The 24,740-nt window shown below is 63.1% G+C and carries 17 protein-coding genes; 8 read left to right on the plus strand and 9 right to left on the minus strand.

Annotated features, from left to right (window positions below; all coding sequences use genetic code 11):
• Nucleotides 1-452: 452 nt before the first annotated feature.
• The 6 genes from prpD to BM341_RS08290 form a co-directional block, all read right to left on the minus strand.
• Complete coding sequence (prpD, locus tag BM341_RS08265) at nucleotides 453-1,937, minus strand: 2-methylcitrate dehydratase (protein WP_089794821.1); 1,485 nt, start codon at nucleotides 1,935-1,937, stop codon at nucleotides 453-455.
• A 91-nt stretch (nucleotides 1,938-2,028) separates the two neighbouring features.
• A complete protein-coding gene (prpF, locus tag BM341_RS08270; protein WP_089794823.1) occupies nucleotides 2,029-3,207 on the minus strand; it encodes a 2-methylaconitate cis-trans isomerase PrpF in 1,179 nt (392 codons plus the stop codon).
• A gap of 8 nt (nucleotides 3,208-3,215) precedes the next feature.
• Nucleotides 3,216-5,837: a Fe/S-dependent 2-methylisocitrate dehydratase AcnD gene (gene acnD / locus BM341_RS08275; protein ID WP_089794824.1), complete on the minus strand. Its 2,622-nt coding sequence runs from the start codon at nucleotides 5,835-5,837 to the stop codon at nucleotides 3,216-3,218.
• Nucleotides 5,838-5,845: 8 nt separating this feature from the next.
• Nucleotides 5,846-6,973, minus strand: coding sequence for a bifunctional 2-methylcitrate synthase/citrate synthase (prpC, locus tag BM341_RS08280; protein WP_089794826.1), 1,128 nt, complete (start codon nucleotides 6,971-6,973; stop codon nucleotides 5,846-5,848).
• Nucleotides 6,974-7,023: 50 nt separating this feature from the next.
• Entirely contained in the window at nucleotides 7,024-7,926 is a 903-nt protein-coding gene (gene prpB, locus BM341_RS08285; protein ID WP_089794828.1) for a methylisocitrate lyase, read from the minus strand.
• A gap of 41 nt (nucleotides 7,927-7,967) precedes the next feature.
• Entirely contained in the window at nucleotides 7,968-8,681 is a 714-nt protein-coding gene (locus BM341_RS08290; protein ID WP_089794829.1) for a GntR family transcriptional regulator, read from the minus strand.
• 207 nt (nucleotides 8,682-8,888) lie between these two features.
• Between BM341_RS08290 and pabB the strand changes: the two genes are divergently transcribed.
• On the plus strand, nucleotides 8,889-10,226 hold the full coding sequence (pabB, locus tag BM341_RS08295; protein WP_089794831.1) for an aminodeoxychorismate synthase component I: 1,338 nt from the start codon (nucleotides 8,889-8,891) through the stop codon (nucleotides 10,224-10,226).
• 137 nt (nucleotides 10,227-10,363) lie between these two features.
• Complete coding sequence (locus BM341_RS08300; RefSeq protein ID WP_425431982.1) at nucleotides 10,364-11,026, plus strand: phosphoadenosine phosphosulfate reductase domain-containing protein; 663 nt, start codon at nucleotides 10,364-10,366, stop codon at nucleotides 11,024-11,026.
• 99 nt (nucleotides 11,027-11,125) lie between these two features.
• On the opposite strand, the gene cysB is transcribed toward BM341_RS08300, so the two are convergent.
• Nucleotides 11,126-12,097, minus strand: a complete 972-nt coding sequence (gene cysB, locus BM341_RS08305; protein ID WP_089794833.1) for an HTH-type transcriptional regulator CysB — start codon at nucleotides 12,095-12,097, stop codon at nucleotides 11,126-11,128.
• Nucleotides 12,098-12,369: 272 nt separating this feature from the next.
• Here cysB and trxA point away from each other — a divergent pair, with 272 nt between their 5' ends.
• Nucleotides 12,370-12,693, plus strand: a complete 324-nt coding sequence (gene trxA, locus BM341_RS08310; protein WP_089794835.1) for a thioredoxin — start codon at nucleotides 12,370-12,372, stop codon at nucleotides 12,691-12,693.
• Between the two features lie 82 nt (nucleotides 12,694-12,775).
• On the opposite strand, the gene BM341_RS08315 is transcribed toward trxA, so the two are convergent.
• Nucleotides 12,776-13,876 (minus strand): AI-2E family transporter, encoded by a 1,101-nt coding sequence (locus BM341_RS08315; RefSeq protein WP_089794837.1) that lies wholly within the window; start codon nucleotides 13,874-13,876, stop codon nucleotides 12,776-12,778.
• A gap of 200 nt (nucleotides 13,877-14,076) precedes the next feature.
• Between BM341_RS08315 and BM341_RS08320 the strand changes: the two genes are divergently transcribed.
• Nucleotides 14,077-14,871, plus strand: coding sequence for an SIMPL domain-containing protein (locus BM341_RS08320; RefSeq protein ID WP_089794839.1), 795 nt, complete (start codon nucleotides 14,077-14,079; stop codon nucleotides 14,869-14,871).
• Between the two features lie 96 nt (nucleotides 14,872-14,967).
• Here the strand turns inward: BM341_RS08320 and serS are convergent, their stop codons facing one another.
• Nucleotides 14,968-16,245 carry a serine--tRNA ligase gene (gene serS / locus BM341_RS08325; RefSeq protein WP_089794841.1) on the minus strand — a complete coding sequence of 426 codons (1,278 nt, stop codon included), beginning with the start codon at nucleotides 16,243-16,245 and terminating at the stop codon, nucleotides 14,968-14,970.
• 173 nt (nucleotides 16,246-16,418) lie between these two features.
• Between serS and ydiJ the strand changes: the two genes are divergently transcribed.
• From ydiJ to BM341_RS08345, 4 genes are all read left to right on the plus strand, one after another.
• A complete protein-coding gene (ydiJ, locus tag BM341_RS08330) occupies nucleotides 16,419-19,577 on the plus strand; it encodes a D-2-hydroxyglutarate dehydrogenase YdiJ (RefSeq protein WP_089794843.1) in 3,159 nt (1,052 codons plus the stop codon).
• Between the two features lie 173 nt (nucleotides 19,578-19,750).
• Nucleotides 19,751-20,824, plus strand: coding sequence for an efflux RND transporter periplasmic adaptor subunit (locus tag BM341_RS08335; RefSeq protein ID WP_245784221.1), 1,074 nt, complete (start codon nucleotides 19,751-19,753; stop codon nucleotides 20,822-20,824).
• Nucleotides 20,825-20,874: 50 nt separating this feature from the next.
• Nucleotides 20,875-24,057 (plus strand): efflux RND transporter permease subunit, encoded by a 3,183-nt coding sequence (locus BM341_RS08340; RefSeq protein WP_089794845.1) that lies wholly within the window; start codon nucleotides 20,875-20,877, stop codon nucleotides 24,055-24,057.
• Nucleotides 24,058-24,342: 285 nt separating this feature from the next.
• Entirely contained in the window at nucleotides 24,343-24,543 is a 201-nt protein-coding gene (locus tag BM341_RS08345; RefSeq protein WP_089794847.1) for a DUF2905 domain-containing protein, read from the plus strand.
• Nucleotides 24,544-24,740 lie beyond the last annotated feature (197 nt).

Here is a 24,740-nt window from a genome sequence, read left to right on the forward strand (position 1 = left end):
AAACTCGGCTCAAGGTCCAAACTTCTCAACAGGTCCGCCCCGAGGGGCCAACCTTGACGAGTCGCTTGCCTCGATGTCTCGGTGACTGGTCACCGACACCTCGACAAGCGCCCACATGAATTACCTGATCGATTGTTAAAGAGCGGCTCCCACTTCTCGCTAGCTAATAGAGAGCGGAGCGTCTCGCTGTTGCTGGCCTGAAGCGCAGCGCCCGGCGAGGAAGGCGTAGTCTACCGAGTTCGGCGAAAGTGTCAACCCCTGGCGCGTCCGATCGTTCGTACTGATCGCCGCTAACTGCCAGGAAAAACAACCACTTCTTCCGCCTCCACCGCCAACAACGTTCCCCGTCCCTGGCAGCGGATGCGTATCCTACGACGCCAGTGGCGCTCATGCAAGAGGAAACCATAGAAAAATATAGCCCACCTTCTGCGAGAGCGCCAAGACCTTTGGCATCAAATCACCAGAAGGTCGACGAACCTGTTGGCTGGCGTACTCTCCAGGCGTTCCTGATCCTTGCAGAGCTGGAAGATCATCTCGCAGCGACCCGCCGGGAATCGAGTGGCCAGATTATGCTTGAACTTGTCTTCCAGCGCCGGGATGCCTTCGGCACGGCGGCGGCGATGACCCAGCGGATATTCGACCTCGACCCGCTCGGTGGAGGTGCCATCATGAAAGAACACCTGAATGGCATTGGCGATGGAGCGCTTCTCGGGGTCGTGATAATCCCGTGAATAACGTTCGTCCTCGACGACTTCCATCTTGTTGCGCAGCTCATCGATGATCGGATTGGCTTCGTGGAACGTATCCTCATAATGTTCAGCTACCAGGCTGCCGAAGGCCAGCGGCACAGCCGTCATATACTGAAGGCAGTGATCGCGGTCGGCGGGATTGGCCAGGGCGCCGGACTTGGAGATGATACGAATCGCCGAATCGTGCGTGGTCAGCACGATCCTGTCGATCTCGTCCAGCCGGTCCTTGACCTGTGGGTGCAAGGTCACCGCCGCCTCACAGGCGGTCTGAGAGTGAAATTCCGCCGGGAAGGAGATCTTGAACAATACGTTCTCCATCACGTAGCTGCCGAAATCACGCTGGAAACTGAACTTGCGCTCCGACTCAGGTTTGGTCGCCAGATCCTTGTTGGTATGACTGAAGAGGATGTCGTAGAAGCCCCATTGCGGTGCTGAGAGCGCCCCTGGGATGCCCATCTCGCCGCGCATGGCAATGTCGGCCAGGCGCACGCCGCGTGAGGTGGCATCGCCGGCGGCCCAACTCTTGCGCGAGCCGGCGTTCGGGGCATGACGATAGGTTCGCAGGCTTTGACCATCGACCCAGGCATGGGACAACGCAGACAGCAACTGCTCGCGGTTGGCGCCCATCATCCTGGCGACCACGGCGGTAGAGGCCACCTTGACCAGCACCACATGATCGAGGCCGACACGGTTGAAGGAGTTGTCGAGTGCCAGCACTCCCTGGATCTCATGGGCCATGATCATGGCTTCCAGTACATCGCGCACGGTCAGCGGCGCTTCCCCTTGACCGATACGCTTCTGGGAAAGATGGTCGGCCACGGCAAGGATGCCACCCAGATTATCGGAAGGATGGCCCCATTCGGCGGCAAGCCAGGTGTCGTTGTAGTCGAGCCAGCGGATGATGGTGCCGATATCCCAGGCGGCCTTGACCGGGTCAAGCCGGAAGGAAGTGCCGGGCACGCGGGCACCATGCGGCACAATAGTACCTTCCACCAATGGCCCCAGATGCTTGGTGCACTCGGGGAAGCGCAGCGCCAACAGGCCGCAGCCCAGGGTATCCATCAGGCAGTTGCGGGCGGTATCCAGTGCCTCGCTGCTCTCGATCCGGTAATCGAGAACATAGTCGGCAATCTTCTGCAGCTCGATGTCATAGTCCGGACGGATGTTGGTTTCGACAGTAGCACTCATTGGCTCCGCTCCTGCTGATGGGTAAGACCCTGAAGATAGGCAGAGTCCTGGAACATGGGTAAGCACGATACTGGTCTCAGCCTAGCGCACCTCAGAAGACATCACCGGGAACCCGAACCCACCCCTCCATCAGCACGCGCGCACTGCGACTCATGACCGCCTTGACCACTTGCCACGCGCCATCAACTCGAGTGGCCTCGGCGCCGACCCTCAGGGTGCCAGAGGGATGACCGAAGCAGACCGCGGTGCGGTCCCCGCCACCGGCCGCGAGATTGACCAGCGTATCGGGAATCGCCGCGGCAGTCCCTATGGCCACGGCGGCCGTGCCCATCATGGCGTGATGCAGCTTGCCCATCGATACCGCGCGCACCAGCAGATCCACCTCGGCGGCAGTCACTGACTTACCGCTGGAGGCGATATAATCGGCCGGCCTGGCGACAAAGGCCACCTTCGGGGTGTGCTGACGGTTGAGAGCCTCATCGACATGCGCGATCAGTCCCATGCGTACTGCCCCGGCGGCACGGATCGACTCGAGCATGGCCAGCGCCTTGGGATCACCATTGATGTCATCCTGTCGTTCGGTGCCGGTGAAGCCGATAGCCTCGGCGTTCACGAAGATGGTCGGAATACCGGCATTGATCATGGTGGCCTTGAGGACACCGAGGCCGGGCACATCCAGGTCATCGACACGGTTACCGGTAGGAAATATCGTCCCGCCGCCATCGGCGGGGTCCATGAACTCGACCGGCACCTTGGCCGCCGGGAAGGTCACACCATCCAGCTCAAAATCGCCGGTTTCCTGCACCTCGCCATTGGTGATGGGAACATGGGAAACGATCGTCTTGCCGATATTGGCCTGCCAGATGCGCACCGTTGCCACGCCGTTTTCAGGAACGCGGCGGGTATCTACCAGACCATTGCTGATCGCAAAGGGACCGACCGCCGCCGACAGGTTGCCGCAGTTGCCACTCCAGTCTACAAAGGCCTTGTCGATGGAAACCTGGCCGAACAGGTAGTCGACATCATGATCGGGACTCTCGCTTCTCGACAAGATCACCGCCTTGCTGGTGCTTGAGGTGCCCCCGCCCATGCCATCGGTGTGCTTGGCGTAGGGATCGGGACTGCCGATCACGCGCAGCAGCAAGGCATCGCGTGCAGCACCAGGCGCCTGGGCGGCCTCGGGCAGGTCCTGCCAACGAAAAAACACGCCCTTGCTGGTACCGCCACGCATGTACGTGGCGGGAATCCTGATCTGAGGTTCGTGGGTCATGGGTCTACTCACGCCACTGCCTCCGATTCGAGAAAGTCCTGGGCAAAGCGCTGTAGCACTCCTCCAGCTGAATAGATCGAGACCTCTTCCTGGGTATCCAGACGGCAGATCACCGGCACTTCCACGCGCTCGCCATCCCGGCGATGGATGATCAAGGTCAGGGTATTGCGCGGTGTGAACTCGCCGATCACGTCATAGGTCTCGGTGCCGTCGATCGCCAGCGTCTTGCGCGTCGTACCCGGCGTGAACTCCAGCGGCAAGACACCCATACCTAACAGATTGGTGCGATGGATACGCTCGAAGCCCTCAGCAACGATAGCTTCGACACCAGCCAGGCGCACGCCCTTGGCGGCCCAGTCGCGAGACGAGCCCTGACCGTAGTCGGCACCGGCGACGATGATCAGCGGCTGCTTGCGTTTCATGTAGGTTTCGATGGCTTCCCACATGCGCGTCACTTCGCCTTCCGGCTCGATGCGCGCCAAAGAGCCTTGCTTGACCTCACCCTCCCGTTGCGCCATTTCGTTGCGCAACTTCGGGTTGGCGAAGGTCGCGCGTAACGCCGTCAGGTGATCGCCGCGGTGGGTCGCATAGGAGTTGAAGTCCTCCTCCGGCAGGCCCATCTTCGCCAGGTACTCGCCGGCCGCGCTGTCGGCCATGATGGCATTCGACGGCGACAGATGGTCGGTGGTGATGTTGTCACCCAGCACCGCCAGCGGCCGCATCCCCTTGAGCGTACGCTCGCCACCCAGCGCGCCGTCCCCCTCCTTGTCCCAATAGGGCGGACGACGAATATAGGTACTCTGCGGGCGCCAGTCGTACAGCGGCTCGACCTGCGGGCCGTTGTCGGCTTTCACCTCGAACATCGGAATGTAGACGTCGCGATAATGCTGGGGCTTGACGCTTTCGGCGACGATGGCGTCGATTTCCTCATCGCTCGGCCAGAGATCCATCAACATGACGGGGTTGCCCTCGTGATCGGTGCCCAACACGTCCTTCTCGATATCGAAGCGTATGGTCCCGGCGATGGCGTAGGCGACCACCAGCGGCGGCGAGGCCAGGAAGGCCTGCTTGGCGTAGGGATGGATACGGCCATCAAAGTTGCGATTGCCGGACAGCACCGCCGTCGAATAGAGATCGCGATCCACCAGTTCCTTCTGGATCACCGGGTCCAGGGCGCCGCTCATGCCGTTGCACGTCGTGCAGGCAAAGGCGACCACACCGAAGCCGAGCGTTTCCAGCTCCGATAGCAGACCGGCTTCTTCCAGGTAGAGCTGGACGGTCTTGGAGCCGGGGGCCAGCGAGCTCTTCACCCACGGCTTGCGCGCCAGGCCACGCGCGTTGGCGTTACGCGCCATGAGTCCCGCCGCGATCATGTTGCGCGGGTTACTGGTATTGGTACAGCTGGTGATCGCCGCGATGATCACGGCGCCATCGGGCATCAGGCCAGGCTCGTTCTCCACCTTGCCGGAAATCCCCCGTGCCGCTAGATCCCGCGTGGCGACCCGGCTATGCGGATTGCTGGGCCCGGCGATGGTGCGGTCCACGCTGGAAAGATCGAAGGTCAGCACACGCTCGTACTCGGCGTTTTCCAGGCTGTCCGCCCACAGGCCCGCTTGCTTTGCGTAAGTCTCCACCAGCTTGATCTGATCGTCTTCACGACCGGTCAGCTTCAGGTAATCGAGCGTCTGCTGATCGATGTAGAACATCGCCGCGGTAGCGCCGAATTCCGGCGTCATGTTGGAGATGGTCGCGCGGTCGCCAAGCGTCAGGTGAGCCGCCCCTTCGCCGAAGAACTCCAGGTATGCCGAGACCACCTTGGCGTTGCGCAGAAACTCGGTGATCGCCAACACGATGTCGGTGGCAGTGATCCCAGGACTGGGCTTGCCGGTCAGCTCCACCCCGATGATGTCCGGCAGGCGCATCCACGAAGCCCGCCCCAGCATCACGCTTTCGGCCTCGAGCCCGCCGACGCCGACGGCGATGACCCCGAGGGCATCGACCATGGGGGTGTGACTGTCAGTGCCGACCAGAGTGTCCGGAAAGGCCACGTGCTTTCCGTGCTCATCCGGGCGCACCTGAATCACCGGCGACATTCGCTCCAGATTGATCTGATGCATGATGCCGTTGCCCGGCGGAATGACATCGACGTTCTTGAAGGCCTTCTTGGTCCAGTCGATGAAGTGGAAACGGTCCTCGTTGCGGCGATCCTCGATGGCGCGGTTCTTCTCGAAGGCTTCCTTGTCGAAGCCGGCATGCTCGACGGCAAGGGAGTGGTCGACGATCAGCTGGGTCGGCACCACCGGATTGACCTTGGCAGGGTCGCCGCCTTTCTCGGCAATGGCGTCGCGCAGCCCCGCCAGATCGACCAATGCAGTCTGGCCGAGGATGTCATGACACACCACACGGGCCGGGAACCAGGGGAAATCCAGATCTCGCCGACGCTCGATCAGTTGCGTGAGAGCATCGGTGAGCATGTCGGGATTGCAGCGGCGCACCAGGTTTTCGGCCAGCACCCGGGAGGTATAGGGAAGCCCGGCGTAGGCGCCGGGCTGGATCGCCTCGACTGCTGCGCGGGTGTCGAAATAGTCGAGATCAGTGCCCGGAAGGGACTTGCGATAATCAGTATTCATGGCGTCGCTCAGTCACGCTGTTCAATGGGCACCCACTCGCTCTTCTCCGGGCCGACATAGTCGGCGCTGGGGCGAATGATGCGGTTGTTTTCGCGCTGCTCGAAGACATGCGCACACCAGCCGGTAACCCGCGAGCAGACGAAGATCGGTGTGAACAGCTTGGTGGGGACATCCATGAAGTAGTAGGCGCTGGCATGAAAGAAGTCGGCGTTGCAGAAGAGTTTCTTCTCGCGCCACATCACCGCCTCGACGCGCTCGGAGACCGGGTAGAGCACGCTGTCGCCCACGTCCTCGGCCAGGCGCTTCGACCAGTGCTTGATGATGGCGTTGCGCGGATCGGATTCGCGATAGACCGCATGCCCGAAGCCCATGATCTTCTCGCGGCGCTCGAGCTTACCCATGATTTCGCGCTCGGCCTCATCCGCGGACTGCCAGTTCTCGATCATCGCCATGGCCGCTTCGTTGGCGCCACCATGCAGGGGCCCACGCAGCGAACCGATAGCGCCGGTCACACAGGAGTGCATGTCGGACAGCGTCGAGGCACAGACCCGCGCGGTGAAGGTCGAGGCATTGAATTCGTGCTCGGCATAGAGAATCAGCGAGACATTCATCACGCGGGCATGGAGCTCGGAGGCTGGTTCGTCACGCAGCAGGTGAAGGAAGTGCCCGCCGACCGACTCGTCATCGGTTTCGGTGTCGATGCGCACCCCATCGTGGCTGAAGCGATACCAGTAGCAGATGATCGATGGCAGCACGGCCAACAGGCGGTCGGAGACGTCCTGCTGCTGATCGAAACTCTCTTCGGTTTCCAGGTTGCCGAGCATGGAAGCCCCGGTGCGCATCACGTCCATGGGGTGGGCACCGGCTGGAATTTGTTCCAGCACGGTCTTGAGCGCCTGAGGCAAGCCGCGCAAGCCCTTGAGCTTGGTGATGTAGGCGTCGAGTTCTGCCTGATTGGGCAACTTGCCCTTGAGCAGCAGATAGGCCACCTCCTCGAAGCGCGCCTTTTCGGCCAGTACCTCAATGTCGAAACCGCGGTAGGTCAGGCCTGAACCGGTCTGTCCGACGGTACATAATGCCGTGCTTCCCGCACTCTGGCCGCGCAGACCGGCGCCACCGATGGGTTGTTCTGCCATGTCGTGTCTCCTATAGGTACATATAAGGTCGCTAACGCGGTCGAATCCACTTACACCCCGGCGCTGGAGTCGTCATCATCCGCACGGAAGAGCGCGTCGAGCTTGTGCTCGAAAGCGTGATAGTCGAGAAAGTCGTAGAGCTCGTCGCGGGTTTGCATCAGCTCGACCACCTCATGTTGGTGTCCGTTGTCATGAATGCTCTGGTAGACCTTGTGCGCCGCCGCATTCATGGCACGAAATGCCGACAGCGGATAAAGCACCATGCGACAGCCCACCTGCCCCAGTTCCTGCTGGGTAAACAGCGGCGTGGCGCCGAACTCAGTGATATTGGCAAGAATCGGCGCGTCGACCTGTTCACAGAAGGCGCGATAGTCCTCCAGGGTATGTACCGCTTCGGCGAAGATGGCATCGGCGCCAGCCTCGACGCAGGCGTTGGCCCGCTCAATAGCGGCATCCAAGCCATCCTTCTGAAAGGCATCGGTACGCGCGATCAGGGTGAAGTCGGGATCGAGGCGAGCATCCGCGGCGGCCTTGATACGATCGACCATTTCGGCCTGCGTCACGATTGCCTTGTTGGGTCGATGCCCGCAGCGCTTCTGGGCCACCTGGTCCTCGATATGCACGGCGGCCACCCCGGCCCGCTGCATTTCCTTGACGGTGCGGGCGATATTGAAGGCACCACCCCAGCCGGTGTCGATGTCCACCAGCAGCGGCAGGTCGGTGGCGCCACAGATGCGGTGGGCATCCTCGCGCACGTCGTTCATGGTGGTCATGCCCAGATCCGGCAGGCCGAAAGAGGCATTGGCCACACCACCGCCGGACAGATAGATGGCATGATGGCCGACGCGCTCGGCCATCATCGCGGAGTAGGCATTGATGGTACCGACGATCGGCAGCGGCCGGTGGGCATCGAGGGCAGAACGGAAACGGCTTCCGGGAGTAGATTTATGCATGCAAGGGTCCTCAGTGGTTCAGCAACGTTGTCCGGCGGGTCTCAGTCGACCGGCGTCGGGGCTTGCGGATCGAGTATTGCGGCATAACGGTTGACCACGTTGGCGCGAGAGGCACTGACGTGGCGGCGCATCAGCAGTTCGGCGAGTTCGGCATCACCGGCCTCGATAGCATCGACGATACGATGGTGCTCGACGAAGGCACGCTGCGGGCGTGCACCACTGGCACCGAACTGGGTGCGATAAAGACGTACGAGATAGTAGAGATCGTCACAGAGCAGCGTCATCAACATGCGATTCTGGCTGCCTTGGACGATGAGGTAGTGGAAATCCAGATCGCCCTCATGTTGGTAATAAGCCTCGCCACGCTTGAGATCACTCTGCTGTTCGTGGACCGCCAGCACTTCGCGCAGCCCGGCAATTTCCACCGCACTCATGTGCTCGGCGGCAAGTCGAGCCGCCATGCTTTCCAGCGCCTCGCGCAGGTCGAACAGCTCCAGAAGTTCCTTGACCGAAAGCTTGACCACGCGCGCCCCCACATGCGGCACCCGCTCGATCAACCGATGGGCCTCGAGACGGCGCATGGCCTCGCGCAAGGGCCCTCGCGAGATGCCGTAGGCCCGGGATAGCCCTGGCTCAGTGATCTTGCTGCCCGGCGGTAGCTCACCCCGCACGATGGCGTCCTGGAGTTGGTGAAAGACCCGCTCGGCCAGGGTACGAACCTCAGGAGTTGCTTGTTCTGATAAAATTGAGTTCATCGTAATTGTCGACAATCATATGGTAGAGGAACTGTAATCACTGCCTTTGCGCGGGTCAACCACGACATAAGAGGGTTATCTACACCTTTGGTTGTAGACAATCAGCTGGAAGACGTTGACGTGGCGTTCTCGGCAACCGGTGCCCCCCAAGGGACAAATTAGCGCGCGATACCTAGAATGGAGCGCCCGTTCAGGGAAGACCCATTGATGACCCTTACTCTCCAGATCACATCCCTGCCCTATCAGGAAAGTCCGCTGGGCTATTTTGCCGCGCTGCGCGACCGGCCTGGCGCCGTGCTGCTCGACAGCGGACGCCCCGCGTCTCCCGGCGGTCGCTACGATATCCTGAGCAGCGACCCCGTGAGCCTGCTCGCGCTCGATGTCCCAGGCGCCGACCTGACTCGCGACCGCCCCGCTCCCTTCGATATTCAGCAGGCGCTGCTCGACCGATTGCCCTGCGATGTCCCCGACAGCGATCTTCCCTTTCTCGGCGGTCTGATCGGTTACTGGAGCTATGATCTTGGGTGTCGCCAGGAACCGATTGCCGGGCGCGCGAGACGCGTAGTCGGCCTGCCTTCGAGTCGGGTCGGGCTGTATGACTGGGCGCTGATTCAAGATCACCATGAACGGGCCAGCTGGCTAGTGGCCACCCCAGAACGGAGATCTCAGGTCCTCGCCCATCTCGCGCGCGCCCCCCTCCCACTGGCGGAGTTTCAACTCACCGCACCGTTTACCGGCGAGTTAAGCCGCGACGAATACCTGGCACGCTTCGATGCCGTTCAGCGCTATATTCGTGACGGGGATTGCTATCAGATCAATCTGTCACAACGCTTCAGCGCCCCCTTCCAGGGGGATCTGTGGAACGCCTATCAACGTCTGCGTCTGGCCACGCCCACACCGTTCGCAGGCTTTCTCGCTTGGGACGACAAGGCGATCCTGTCGCTTTCACCGGAACGCTTTCTTCACTGCCGTGACGGAAAAGTCGAAGCGCGCCCTATCAAGGGCACCCGCCCCCGCGGCCTGACGCCCGAACAGGACCAGCAGCTCGCGGATGCGCTGATGACAAGCACCAAGGATCGGGCCGAAAACGTGATGATCGTCGATCTGCTACGCAACGACCTGGGACGCGTCTGCCGCCCGGGCAGCGTTCGGGTTCCGCAGCTTTGCGCCCTGGAAAGCTATGCCAATGTCCATCATCTGGTCAGCGTGGTGACCGGCGAGCTGAGACAAGAGCAACGCCCTCTCGATCTCCTGGCGGCGGCCTTTCCCGGTGGGTCGATTACCGGCGCACCCAAGGTACGGGCCATGCAGATCATCGACGAGCTCGAGCCCAGCCGACGCAGCGCTTACTGCGGCAGCCTCGGCTACGTGGACGTGCGCGGACGAATGGATACCTCGATCGCCATTCGCACGGCAGTAGCGGACCGGGGGCGCCTGCATCTGTGGGGAGGCGGTGGACTGGTGGCCGACTCGCGAGCGGAAGATGAATACGACGAGACGCTCGACAAGATTCGTCATCTCATGAGCGCACTTGCGGAAAATTGAAAGCACTATATGGAATAAAGATTGGATTTATATATTCTTTAAAATAATATAAACCCAATGAATCGGTATTGGGGAAACGCCAGCAAGCTTTGCTAGGGTAGCGGAAACTGGCATTACACCAATTCAGGAAATTTCCGATGGCGCAACCACTCGACTCGCTCAAGCAGGGATCCGTTTCGATCAACCAAGAGCTGGTTTCGATCAACCAAGCGCTTGGCAATGATCCCGAGGCCCTGATCCGCTGGTCTCTCGAGCAAGGGGAGCGGCCGATCTGCACGACCAACTTTCGCCCTTTCGAAGCCGTCATTCTGCACATGGTCACCCGCCAGCGCCCCGACATTCCCATCGTCTGGATGGATAGTGGCTACAATACCGAAGAAACCTATCGCTTTGCTGACGCGTTGATCCACCGCCTCGACCTCAATCTGGTCAGTTATCTACCGCGGCGCTCGCGTGCCCATCGCGAGGCGCTGGAAGGCGTCATGCCGGGGATTGACGATCCTCGCCACGAGGCTTTCACGCGCGAGGTCAAGCTCGAGCCCTTCGAGCGAGCCCTGCGAGAGATGGCACCGGATGTCTGGTTCACCGCACTGCGCGCCGAAGATACTCCTGAACGAGCCCGCATGGATCCCGTGAGCCGCAATACCAGTGGCCTTTTAAAAGTATCTCCGCTTCTTCACTGGAATGCCCGCGATCTCTATCGGTACCTTCAGGCGCACGACCTGCCCAACAACTTCGACTATTTCGACCCCACCAAGGTCGAGGCGAAGCGCGAGTGTGGCCTGCATCTGCAGCATTGAAGGCGAAGCGCCGTGCTGATCAAGGCCGCCATACTGATTAAGACCAAAGTGCTGGACGATTAAAGAACGCAACGCTGGACTGAGAGCGTTGGGCCCCCCTCAGCGCTCAGGCAAGGTAATGTCCCTGAACAGCGCCTCCTCATGGCGCGGCCCGGCCTCCAGAGCCGCATCGACGAGGTCACGCTCCAGATGGGCAGCGAACCCTTGCAGGAAGTCGTACATATAGCCACGCATGAAGGTTCCGCGACGGATGCCAATCTTGGTGGTGGAACTCTTGAAGAGGTGTCCCGCCTCCAGCACTTCCAGGTCGGCATCCTGCTCTGGATCCACTGCCATATGGGCGACGATGCCCACGCCCATGCCCAATCGCACATAGGTCTTGATCACATCGGCATCGGCTGCGGTCAGCACTACATTGGGCGAAAGCCCCTTGGCGCGAAAGGCATCGTCGAGCTGGGAGCGACCGGTGAAACCGAATACATACGTGACCAGCGGATAACGTGCCAGGGCCTCGAGGGTCAGTGGCTTCTCATCCGCCAGAGGATGACCGTGTGGCACCAGCAGACATCGGTTCCAGCGATAGCAGGGCAACAGCACCAAGTCGTTGAACAGTTCCAACGACTCGGTGGCAATCGCAAAGTCGGCCTGACCGTCGCTGACCATTTGAGCAATCTGCTTGGGGGTGCCCTGCTGCATGTGCAGGGCGACGTCCGGATACTTGCGTGTGAAGTCGCGAATCACCGGCGGGAGCGCATAGCGTGCCTGGGTATGTGTCGTGGCGATTGACAGGCTGCCGCGACGCTCATCGCTGTGCTCCTGAGCGACATCCTTGATGTTCTCGGTGAGACGCAATACCTGGCCGGCCAGCTCGACGATCGCCTGCCCCGCGGGCGTGACACGCGTGAGGTGCTTGCCGCTACGGGCAAAGATTTCGACCCCGAGCTCGTCTTCCAGCAAGCGAATCTGCTTTGAAATGCCCGGCTGGGAAGTAAAGAGACTCTGGGCGGTGGCCGAGACATTGAGGTTGTGCCGCGTAACCTCCCAGACATAACGCAGCTGCTGAAGCTTCATGACGACCCCCACTCCTTGCGGCCGCTGTCACATGCGGCTCCTTAATTCCTGAACGCAACGTATATTATAAAACAATGTAATCACTAAATAGCATAAAAGATAGACGAGGCTACGCCTTGATCGCCTCAACCACGATAGTCACTGCCTATCGCTATACCGTCGCCGTCGCATTTGCCAGCGTCGCGGCCGACCGCTAACATCGGCCGACCGGATATGCCGTCGGCATGTCATCCCGATCCGCTCGATGCAGCGTAACGTAACTGGAGAACCCCATGGCCAATAACGTCGATGTCACCAATGCAAATTTCGAACAGGAAGTTCTCAAGGCAGAAACGCCGGTCCTGTTGAAGTTCTGGGCCCCCTGGTGCGGCCCCTGCAAGGTAATGGCGCCGGTGGTCGATGAGGTCGCCGAAGAGCGCGACGGCAACCTCAAGGTCGTCAGTATCAACGTCGATGACGCCCCGGAAATCGCCGCCGAGCAAGGGGTACGCGGTGTACCTACCGTGATGCTGTTCAAGTCTGGTACCAAGGTGGCCTCCTTGGTAGGCGCCCAGTCCAAGTCCCAGCTTTCACAATTCATCGAACAGAACGCCTGATCCGGCAACGCTGCTTCCCCCTGTTTTCGAACTGCCCTTTCGCATCGCCCCGGCCCGCCCGGGGCGATGTCGTTTAATCGGCTCAGGCCGGATCGTCCAGGCGTTCCAGTGGCGGCCGTTCGGCCTTCCCTGGCTTAGGCCCGTCTGCGGGCCCCAACAGATGGGCGATCCAGCGAGTCTCGGGGTGGCTATCCAACGCAATTTTCAGCGTCATGGTCAGCACCACCGACAGCAGCATGCCCACGGCGCCGAAGATCCACCCCCAGACCACTAGAGAAAGAAAGGCTACGAAGGTCGAGAGCCCCAAGGCACGCCCCATGACCCTGGGCTCGACGATATTACCCAGCAGGAAATTGACGGCCAGATAGGCCGCCGCCAACAGCATCGCATCGAAGAACCCGCCCTCGGGCGACACCAGCAACAGCAGCACCGGCGGGAAGGCGGCAATGGCCGAACCGATGTTGGGGATAAAGTTGAGCGCGAAGGCCATCACCGCCCAGAGCAGCGCAAACTCGACACCGAGCATCTTGCAGGCGACCCAGATCAACGTGCCGGTCACCAGGCTGATCAGCGTTTTCACCGCCAGGTAGCGCTTGAGCGTCAAACTGAACTCGCTGAAACGTCGCAGGCTCGGCGCCGGATCATCCAGGGCGAGGAAAACCTTGGTGCGAAAATTGATAGTCTCGAACAGCAGGAACATCACCAGCAAGGCCACGATGACGCTCTGCATCATCAGGTTACCCACCTCACCGAGCAGCGTGGGAATAAAGCTTCCCATCTGCTCGGCATCCAGCAGTTCCGCCAGCCGGTTGGTATCGATGGCCAACCCCATGGCCGCAAGGCTATCGAGGATGCCGAGATAGTACTGATAAAGTTTCTGTTCGATACCCGGCAAGGCATCGACGAAGGTGCCGAAGCTGTTTACCAGCAACAGACCGAGTAATGACAACAGTCCGCCGAGCACCAGCAGGGTCAGCCATACCGCCAGCCATGGACTCACTCCCAGGCGGGTCAACCATTGCACCGGAGCCGTGCAGACCACGGCAATGAATACCGCCAGCAGCAGGGGCACCAGCAGGCTCGAACCGGCCTTCATACCGGTAATGATGATCACCAGCGCGGCCAGTGCCAGGATAAGGTTGAGGGGGATGGTCTTGGAAGACCCATCGTTGGATAGCGCCATGCCGGAAATCCCTGCCAGCCGAGAATTGCCCATCATGCCGCCTGCAGAGCCAGGGCACAAACCTTATCCCTGCGCAGGGAAGCCGTTGCACAGGGCTTCCCTCGGCGAGGAACCATCTGCATCATCTCACTCTTGAAACACCGCGCGGCCCCGATACCGCGCCACCCTCAACATGCATTGCGGCAAGGAATTTTTCGACCATGACCATCGCCACGCTCCTTCACGACACGCCCCTTCGCAAGATGTTACTCGGCGGCCTGCTCGTCGCGTCCCCCTTGATGATGACCACTGCCATGGCCGAGGAGCCACGCCCACGTCTTGATGTTCAGGCCGAGGCCCAGCAGGAAGCGGTGCCGGATCGCGCGACCCTCAACGCCCGGCTCTGGGAGCGCACCCCAGCGATTGCCCGGCAGGATAATCAAAGTAGCGATCCCGACGCATTGCGCGATGCGCGCGAAAGCCTGGAGCAACGCGCCGCCATGTTGATCCAGACGATGGAAGACGCTGGCGTGGCGAGTGACGATATCAATGCCGGCTCGCTCAACGTACAACCGGAATATGTCCCGGGTCCGCGTCTGGACAACGGCGAGGGTCAGCCGATGGTGCGTACCCGGCTGGAGCGCCCCTTCCATGTCGAGATCGACGATCTGGAGCAATTGCCGCGCTTGCTCGACGCCCTGACCGAGGCCGGTGTCGACGCGCTGGATGGCATCACCTACGACCTGACCGACCGCGATGCTGCCACCGACCAGGCGCTGGTCGCCGCCCTCGAGAAAGCCCGCCACAAGGCAACGCTGATGGCCAAGACCCTGGGCATTACGCTGGGCGACGTCATCAGCGTGAGCGAGACCCTTCCGCCCCAGTTCCAGCCCCGCATGATGGCCATGAGCGCCGATGCCAGAGAGAGCGGCGCACAGCCCGAGTACCGCCCAGGCACCCTCTCCATCGAGGCGGGCGTAAGCGTCAGCTGGGCGATCGAAGCATCCGGTGAGTGAACGAAGCCTGAGCTCGTATTTAACGAGTCCATAACGACGCAACCCCACCAAACTGGTGGGGTTGCCGTTTCTGGCTTCTTATCAGGCCAAGCTCGGTCAGACGTTGATCGTTTCCACACCGCCCATATAGGCACGCAGCGCTTCGGGAACGGTGATCGAGCCGTCGGCGTTCTGGTAGTTCTCCATCACGGCGATCAAGCAGCGACCTACCGCCAGGCCGGAGCCGTTGAGGGTATGCAGCAACTGCGGTTTCTTGAGCTCGGGATGACGATAGCGCGCCTGCATGCGCCGCGCCTGGAAGTCCTCGCAATTGGAAATCGACGAGATCTCGCGGTAGGTCTGCTGGCTCGGCAGCCACACCTCCAGGTCGTAGGTCTTGGCAGCAGCGAAGCCCATGTCACCGGTGCACAGCGTCACTACGCGATAGGGTAGCCCCAGCGCCTGGAGAATCGCCTCGGCGTGGCCGCGCATTTCCTCCAGCGCCGCATAGCTCTGCTCGGGCTCGACCATCTGCACCATTTCGACCTTGTCGAACTGATGCTGGCGAATCATCCCCCGCGTATCGCGACCGTGGGAGCCCGCTTCGCTGCGAAAGCAGGGGGTGTGCGCCGTCAGCTTCAGCGGCAAGGCTTGGTACTCGAGAATCTCGTCACGCGCGAAGTTGGTCAACGGCACCTCGGCGGTGGGAATCAGGTGATAGCCCCGCTCGTCGTCCAGCCGGAACAGGTCCTCGCCGAACTTGGGCAACTGGCCGGTGCCGTACAGCGACGCCTCGTTGACCATGTAGGGCACATAGCACTCTTCGTAGCCATGCTCGAGGGTCTGCTTGTCGAGCATGAACTGGGTCAGCGCCCGATGCAGTCGCGCGATGGGGCCACGCATGACCGCGAAGCGCGCCCCGGTCAGCTTGATCGCCAGGTCGAAGTCCAGATCGCCTTTCAGCGCGCCCAGGTCGACGTGATCGCGGGGCTCGAAGGCCAGCGAACCCGGCGTGCCCCAGCGGTGCAGCTCGACATTGTCGTCTTCGCTGTCGCCTACCGGCGCGCTGTCGTGAGGCAGGTTGGGCAACCCGCTAACCAGTGCTTCCCATTCGCCCTGCACCTCGGCCAGCGTCTTCTTGGCGCTATCGAGCCGGTCACCTAGGTCGCTCACCTCGTCGAGCAGCGGCTGGATATCCTCGCCGGCGGCCTTGGCCTTGCCGATCGCCTTGGAGCGGGTATTGCGCTCGCTCTGCAGGGTCTCGGTCGCCGTTTGCAGCTCGCGGCGCCGGGATTCCAGCGCCTCGAGTCGCTCGGTGTCCAGGGCGAAGCCCCGCGTGGCCAATCGTTGGGCGACCGCGTCGAGGTCACCGCGCAGCAGTTTGGGATCGAGCATGGCATCCAGTCCGTCGCAGTCGTGAAAACAGGGCGCCATTGTAGGCAAAAGCCCGCCCCGGCGCCACGCGGCGCCGGGATGCGCGCGCGCCTCCTCCCGGGGTAAAATGGCGGCACGACTTCTCCTGCCTGCCCGGGCCCGCCGCGGCAGCGATACCGGCCGAATATCACACCATGATTGCACGACTGGACACTGCGCAAGCGCGTACCGCCCCGAGCCTCGAAGCGCGCTATCAGCGCTTCCTTGACGCCCTCAAGGCCGAGGGCTTCGCCGGCGAGATCGCCCCGGACTACGCCGCCCGCACGGTGCTCGCCACCGACAATTCCATTTACCAGCGCCTGCCCCAGGCGGTGGTCTATCCCCAGCATGGCGCCGATCTTGAATGCCTCGCGCGGCTCGCCGGGCGCGACGAGCACCGTGCGATCGCCCTCACGCCCCGCGGCGGCGGCACCGGCACCAACGGCCAATCGCTGACCGACGGCTTGGTGGTGGACGTCTCGCGGCACATGAACCGCATCCTCGAGATCGACGTCGAGAATCGCCGCGTGCGGGTGCAAGCCGGGGTGGTCAAGGACCAGCTCAACGCGGCGCTCAAGCCGCATGGGCTGTTCTTCGCTCCGGAGCTCTCGACCTCCAACCGCGCGACGATCGGCGGCATGATCGCCACCGACGCCAGCGGCCAGGGCAGCTGCGAGTACGGCAAGACCCGCGACCATGTGCTGGCACTCGACACCGTGCTGATCGGCGGCGAGCGCCTGGTGAGCCGTCCCGTCGACGAAGCCGAGCTGGACACGCTGTGCGCGCGCGACGACGTCACCGGCCGCGCCTACCGCACCGCCCGCGAGATCATCGACACCCAACGCGCGTTGATCGACGCCACCTTTCCGCCGCTCAATCGCTGCCTGACCGGCTACGACCTGGCGCACTTGAGGGACGCGGCAGGTCGGCTCGACCTGAACAGCCTGCTGTGCGGCTCGGAGGGCTCGCTGGGCTTTCTCGACGAGGCGGTGCTCAACGTGCTGCCGATTCCGAAGCACTCGACGCTGGTCAACGTGCGCTACGCCGGTTTCATGGACGCCCTGCGCGACGCCAAGGCGCTGATGGCGAGCGACTCTTCACAACCCAAGGCGCGCCCCACCTCCATCGAGACAGTCGACGACACCGTGCTGGGCCTGGCGCGCAACGACTTCGTCTGGGACGGCGTCGCCGAGTTCTTCCCCGAGGCCGAGACGCCGGTGCACGGCATCAACCTGGTCGAGTTCAACGACGACGACCCCGAACGGCTGGCCGAGCGCATCGCCGCATTCTGTCGGCACCTGGAGCGCGACGCCGGCGTCGAGCGGCTCGGCTATACGCTGGCCGAGGGCCGCGAGGCGATCCAGCGCGTCTACGCCATGCGCAAGCGCGCCGTAGGGTTGCTGGGCAATGCCCAGGGCGAGAAGCGCCCGCTGCCCTTCGTCGAGGACACCGCGGTGCCGCCGGAGCACCTGGCGGACTACATCGCCGAGTTCCGCGCGCTGCTCGACGCCCGCGGTCTCGCCTACGGCATGTTCGGTCACGTCGATGCCGGCGTGCTGCACGTGCGTCCGGCGCTGGACATGAAGGACCCTGCGCAGGCGCGGCTGATTCGCGAGATCTCCGATGAGGTCGCCGCGCTGACGAAAAAGTATCACGGCCTGCTGTGGGGCGAGCACGGCAAGGGCATTCGCTCGGAATACGCCCCGCAGTTCTTCGGCGCGCTCTACCCCAGCCTGCAGCGCGTCAAGGCGGCCTTCGACCCGCATGACCAGCTCAATCCCGGCAAGATCGCCTCCCCGCTCGCGGTCGCCGATGATCTTGAGGTCGACCCCGTGGCCTGGGCCGACCCCAACCTGCTGACCATCGACGGCGTGCCGACCCGCGGCGAGTACGACCGCCAGATCGACGAGCGGGTCTGGCAGGCGCATGCCGCCACGGTCTACTGCAACGGCAACGGCGCCTGCTACAACTACGATCCCGATGACGCCATGTGCCCGTCGTGGAAGGCCACCCGCGACCGCATCCACTCGCCCAAGGGCCGTGCCAGCCTGATCCGCGAATGGCTGCGCCTGCAGGGCGCGGCCGGTGTGGATCTCATCGGCGAGTCGCGTAAAAAGAAGGCAGAAGGGGCCTGGGGCTTCGTCAAGCACCTGCCGATGCGCACCCTCAACACGCTGCGCCGCGGCAAGAAAAGTGGCGTCTCCGACGATTTCTCTTATGAAGTGTATGACGCCATGGCCGGCTGCCTGGCCTGCAAGGCCTGCGCCGGCCAGTGCCCGGTCAAGGTCAACGTGCCCGATTCCCGGTCGCAGTTCCTCGAGGTCTACCACGGCCGCTACCTGCGCCCGCTGCGCGACTACCTGATCGGCGGCATGGAGTTCTTCGTGCCGACACTCGCCAGGCTCGCCCCGCTCTACAACGCGGCGCTGGGCAACCGCCTGGTCGACCGGCTGCTGGCCGGGCCGATCGGCCTGGTCGACAGCCCGCGGCTCTCGCGGGCCAGCCTGAGCAAACAACTTCAAGCGTGGGGCGTGGCGGAAGCGACACCGACGTCGCTGGGCCTGTTCACCGAATCGCAGAAGGCCCGCAGCGTGATCCTCGTGCAGGACGCTTTCACCAGCCACTTCGAGGCCAGGTTGGTGATGGACATCGTCGAGCTGCTCGCCCGGCTCGACGTCAGGGTCTTCGTCGCCCCCTACGCGCCCAACGGCAAGCCGCTGCAGGTCCAGGGCTTTCTCGGCGCCTTCGCGCGCACCGCCGAGGCGCAGGCCCGGCGGCTGCGCACCCTGGCCGACTTTGGCGTGCCGCTGGTGGGCATCGACCCGGCGATGACCCTGACCTATCGCCAGGAGTACGTGCAAGCGCTCGGCCCCGACGCCGTGCCCGAGGTGCTGATGCTGCAGGAATGGCTGGTCGCGCAGTCACCCACCCTGGCCCGCCAGCTAGCCCCGAGTGGCCTGGCGACGCAGGACCCCGGCTATCGGCTGCTGTCCCACTGCACCGAGAAGACCCAGGCGCCGGGCAGCCCCAAGGCCTGGCAGCAGGTATTCGCCGCCTTCGGCTTCGAGTTGGGACTGGTCAACACCGGCTGCTGCGGCATGTCCGGCACTTACGGCCACGAGGCGCGCAACCGCGACACCTCCCGGACCATCTACGCCCAGTCGTGGCAGCCGGTGGTCGAGGACGCCGCCAACGCGGGCAAGCTGCTCGCCACCGGCTATTCGTGCCGCAGCCAGGCGGGCCGGCTATCCAACCAGGCGTTGTTGCATCCGCTGCAGGCGCTGCTCGCCCAGCTACGCCTCACCCAGCGTTGATCGACGCTCATCGTCGCCAACGGAACTCGCTGCCGATCCGTCGGCCGTATAGGGGGCGCCGGCCGAGGGTTAGCCGGCGCCCAGCCCGATACGGTCGATAGATATAGCGTTGATAAAAGTGCCGTCGATCAAATTCCGATAATCGCCATACCGCCCATCGAAGGGAGAGCCGCGTGCCGTCATCCCACATCCTGCGCTTCGTCCTTTCTCCCTGTCTGGCTGCCTGTCTGACGGCGGGGGTCAGCCTTGAGGTCCTGGCCCAACAGACCCGCGTCACCACGGCCGTGATCGAAGAGGCAATGATCGTGGAATTTCTGGACGTCAGCGGCAGCGTGACCGCCCCGCGTACCGCACGCCTTTCCAGCGAGGTCGAAGGCCGTATTGCAGCTTTTCCGGTCGCGATTGGCGAGCGGGTCGCCGCCGATCAAACGCTACTAACCCTCGATGCCGAAGAAGCACGCTTCGAGGCCCGTGGTGCCGCTGCCGACGTCGACGAGGCCAGTGCCGAACTGGACGATGCCCGCCGACGCCTCAATGAGGCCCGCCGGCTCAGGGAAAGCCGCAGTATTGCCGATAGCGAACTCAATCAACGCGCCAATGCCGTTGCCGTCGCCGAGGCGGTGCTGAGACGCCAGACCGCCACGCGTGAAAGGTGGGAGTCGCGTATCGACCGCCATCGGCTGACCGCCCCCTTCGCCGGCATGATCACCGCGCGACATGTCGAGATCGGCGAATGGGCAAGCCCCGGCGCCGCGCTCATGACCCTGGTCGACCTGAACCGCCTGATGCTGGATTTCGCCGTGCCCCTGGCCTGGTATCCACGGCTGGAGACGGCGGCGTTGGAGGTTCAGGTACCGGGTGGCTCTCAATGGCAAGACGCAGAGATCATCGCCCGCGTGCCGCAGGAGGACGAAGCGGCCCGGCAGTTCCTGATGCGCGCCGAACTTGAGACGAGTGGCACCTTGCTGCCGGGCATGGCCGTGCAGGGGCGCCTGCGGGTTCCGGGCGCCGAAGGCCCCGTGGTGCCTCGCGACGCCCTGCTGCGCCGCCCGGACGGGCAGGTCAGCGTCTGGCTGGCCCAGGAAGAGGACGGCGAATGGCGCGCGCAGCAACGGCGCGTCGAGATCGGCGCCAGCCACGACGGGCAAACCGCCGTACTCGAGGGCCTGACGGCCGGCGAGCGGATCGTGGTGGAAGGCAACGAGCGTCTGGAGGATGGACAGCGCCTCGCGTTGTCCGACAGCTGATGGGGCCCGACCACCGACCGCAAAACGCACCGAAGGAGCGCTGACCCCGTATGTTTGCCGCCACCATTCGCCACGGCATCCTGGTCAGCGTGGTCGTCCTGATCCTGATGATTCTCGGCCTTGCCGCCATCTGGCGCATTCCGGTCCAGATGATTCCCGACCTGGAGGTGCGCACCATCGGGGTCGAGACCCAGTGGCCGGGCGCCACCCCGCAGGACATCGAGAAAGACATCCTGATCGAGCAGGAAGAGTATCTTCGCAACGTGCCCGCGCTCACGCGCATGGAGTCCACAGCGAGCAGCGGCAACGCCGAGATCGAGCTTGAGTTTCCCTTCGGCGTCGATTTGACCGAGACGCTGATCCGCGTCAACAACGCCTTGAGTCAGGTGCCCTCCTACCCCGTCAACGTCGACCAGCCGCGCATCGTCGCCAACTCCTTTTCCGCCAACGCCTTCATGTACTTCAACGTCGCGCCCCGCGAAGGCAATCCCCGCGAGCTCGAGATGGCGGCCATGCGCGACTACCTCGAAGACAACGTGCGCCCGCGCATGGAAAGCGTTCCGGGCGTCTCCGACGTCAACGTCTCGGGCGGCGCCGTGCGCCAGGTGCAGCTGCTGCTCGACCCCGAGGCCATGGCCCAGCGCTCATTGGGCATCGGCGATGTGCAGGCCGCCCTGGCGGCGCGCAACCAGGACGTCTCGGGGGGCGATCTGGAAAGCGGCAAGCGTCGTTACCTGCTGCGCACGGTGGGACGCTTCAGCGACATCGCCGAACTCGAGGCGCTGATCCTGGCCCGCCGCGGCGATGCGGTGATCCGCCTGTCCGATGTCGCCGAGGTTCGCCAGTCGCACGCCGAATTGACCTCGCGCTCCTTCAACTCGCAGGGCGAACCGGTCATCAGCGTCCAGGTCCGCCGCGAGCCGGGCGCCAACGTCATCGATATCAAGCGCAACATGCTCGAGGAGGTGGAGTCGCTCAACGAGGGCCTGCTGGCCGACCAGGGGCTGACGATGACGCTGTCCAGCGATGACGTGCGCTACGTGGAAGCCTCCATTGCCAACGTCTGGGCCAATCTCGGGCTCGGCGCCCTCTTCGCTACCCTGGTGATGTACGCCTTCCTGCGCTCGGTGCGCGCCACCATCGCCGGCGTGATCGGCATCCCGATCTGCACCATTGCCGCCTTCCTGGGGTTGCTGCTGGCCGGGCGAACGCTCAATGTCATTTCGCTGGCCGGGGTCGCCTTCGCTATCGGCATGACCATCGACAACACTATCGTGGTGCTGGAGAGCATCGAGACGCAGCGTCGCCGCGGGCTCGCGCGCTTCGACGCTGCCGTGGCGGGCGTCAAGGAAGTGTGGCCGGCCGTGCTCGCCTCGACCCTCACCACCATTCTGGTGTTCGTGCCGATCTTCTTCATCGAGCAGGAAGCCGGCCAGCTGTTCTCCGATGTCGCCGTCGCCATCTCGGCGGCGATCCTGGTCTCGATGGTCGTCGCCATCACGGTGATCCCGGCGTTGGGCGCGCATCTGGATTTTCACGGCAACGATACGCCTGACGACAAGCCCGACAGCAAGCCAAAGCCCCGCTGGATGCGCGCCAGCCTGCGCCTGGTCGATCTCATGATCGACTCCTGGCCGCGCCGGCTGGCGGCGATGGCCATGGCGCTCGGCGGCGGCCTGGCGATCTTCGTGTGGCTGACACCGCCGGCCGAATACCTTCCCGAAGGCGAGGAAGCCAAGACCTTCGCCAGCATGAACGCGCCGGCGAGCTACAACCTCTCGACCATGACCGCGATTGCCGATGAGGTCCAGGAGGCGCTGCTGCCGCATGTCGGGGCCGACCCGGAGGACTTCGACGCCGGCGAGACCGAGGTGCCGGCCATGCGCACCATGGGCACCCAGGTCGAGGCGCAGAGCCTGCGCATCATCGCCGAGACCCGCGACCCCGCGCATATCGAGGCGCTGATGGCGGCGCTGACCGAGCGCTTCGAGGCCTATCCCGACATGCGCGCCTTTGCCGCCCGCGGGTCGATCATCTCCAGTAACGACGGCGGCACCCGCAGCATCACGCTGGACGTGGGCGGCAACGACCTCGCCGAGCTCTATGCCGCCGCCAACCGCATCTACGACCGCGCCGACGAGGTCTTCGACTCGCCGCGCATCCAGACCCGCCCCTCGGCACTCGACCTGGGCCAGCCGCTGATCGAGATTCATCCCGACTGGGAACGTGCCGCCGAGCTGGGGCTGGGTGCCGAGCAGTTGGGAACGACCGTCGCCGCGTTTACCAATGGCACCTATCTGGACGACTTCTATCTCGGCGATGAGAAGGTCGATCTCTATGGTTACGGCCCCGATGCCGGCGACATCGACCTCGATGCGTTGGCCGATCTGCCTGTGTACACGCGGGACGGCGTCACGCTGCCCCTGGGCACCCTGGCCGAGATTCGCGAAACCGTGGATACCGCCACGCTGCGCCGGGTGGATGGCCGACGCAGCGTCACGCTCAACATCATTCCCTCGCGCAGCGTCGCGTTGGAAACCGGTATCGAGCGGGTACAGCGCGAGGTGATCGAGCCGTTGCGCGAAGAAGGCGCCCTCGGGGCCCAAATCGACGTCACGATCACCGGCGCCAGCGACCAGCTCGACGCCACCCGTCAGGCGCTGTCGAGCAATATCCTGATCGCGCTGTCCCTCGTCTACCTGCTGCTGGTGGCGATCTTCGCCCACTGGGGCTATCCGTTGCTGATCCTTGCCACCATTCCGCTCGGCGCCGCCGGCGGTATCGTCGGGCTCGCCCTGATGAATCTGGTGGGCGGCTGGCTGCCGAGCCTGGGGCTGGGCGAGATCCGTCAACCCTTCGACATGATCACCATGCTGGGATTTCTGATCTTGCTGGGCACCGTGGTCAACAACCCGATCCTGGTAGTGCACCAGGCACGCGAGAATCTGCGTCAGGCCGGCATCGGCGCCCGCCAGGCCGTTCGCGACGCGGTGGCGAGCCGTCTGCGGCCTATCGCCATGACCACCTTGACGACCTTGTGCGGCCTCTCGCCGCTGGTGTTTCTACCCGGTGAAGGTACCGAGCTCTATCGGGGGGTCGGCGCCATCGTACTGTTCGGCCTGCTCGGCTCGGCCTTCGTCACGCTCACCTTCCTGCCCGCCTTGACTGTCACTGTGCTGGCCTGGCGCCGACCGGACCGAGCGCAGGCATCCGCAAGCCCCGCGGCCGAGTGACGCTCCGGCACGGCGCGCACTTGGGTATTCGCAACCTGCTCGACGAGGAATACTTCGAGAACGTGCGCATCAATTCCTTTGGCGGGCGCTACTACGAGCCCGCCCCGGACGAACCTTCTACGCCGGCCTGGAGTTCGCGTTCTAGGCGCTTATCAAATAGCTAGAAGCCATGGCAGGGACAGCCGCATGCATACGAAAAGCGCCCACCGGCCAACAACCGGTGGGCGCTTTTGCTAGCGTAGTAATTTCAAACTCGGGAAACCATTCAACCAGGAGGGGAAGACCATGAACCGCACCCTGATCCTGATCGGCCTGCTCGTCGTCGCCATCGGCCTGCTCTGGCCCTGGCTCTCCAAGCTGCCGCTCGGCCAGCTACCCGGCGACATTGCAATCCGCCGCGAGAACTTTTCATTCTACTTCCCGGTTACCACTATGGTACTGGCGAGCCTTGTCTTATCGGGAGTGCTGTGGCTGATGAATCGGTGAGGGGGGTAGTAGTGGTTATTTAACACCCGCCATCTTCAGAGCAAAAGCAGGCCGTTCTCGGCGCAACATCCGCAGGAAACTCCTTTGTCCTCTTCTTGGAATAAGGCACTTAAGTTCGTTTGTCAGCGAAGGATTCGATCAAGATCAAAGCGTAATCCGTCATGTGCCGCGTGCCAACTAGGCTTAGAAATGACTGC

Source organism: Halomonas korlensis (assembly GCF_900116705.1).
GTDB classification, from domain to species: Bacteria; Pseudomonadota; Gammaproteobacteria; order Pseudomonadales; family Halomonadaceae; genus Halomonas; species Halomonas korlensis.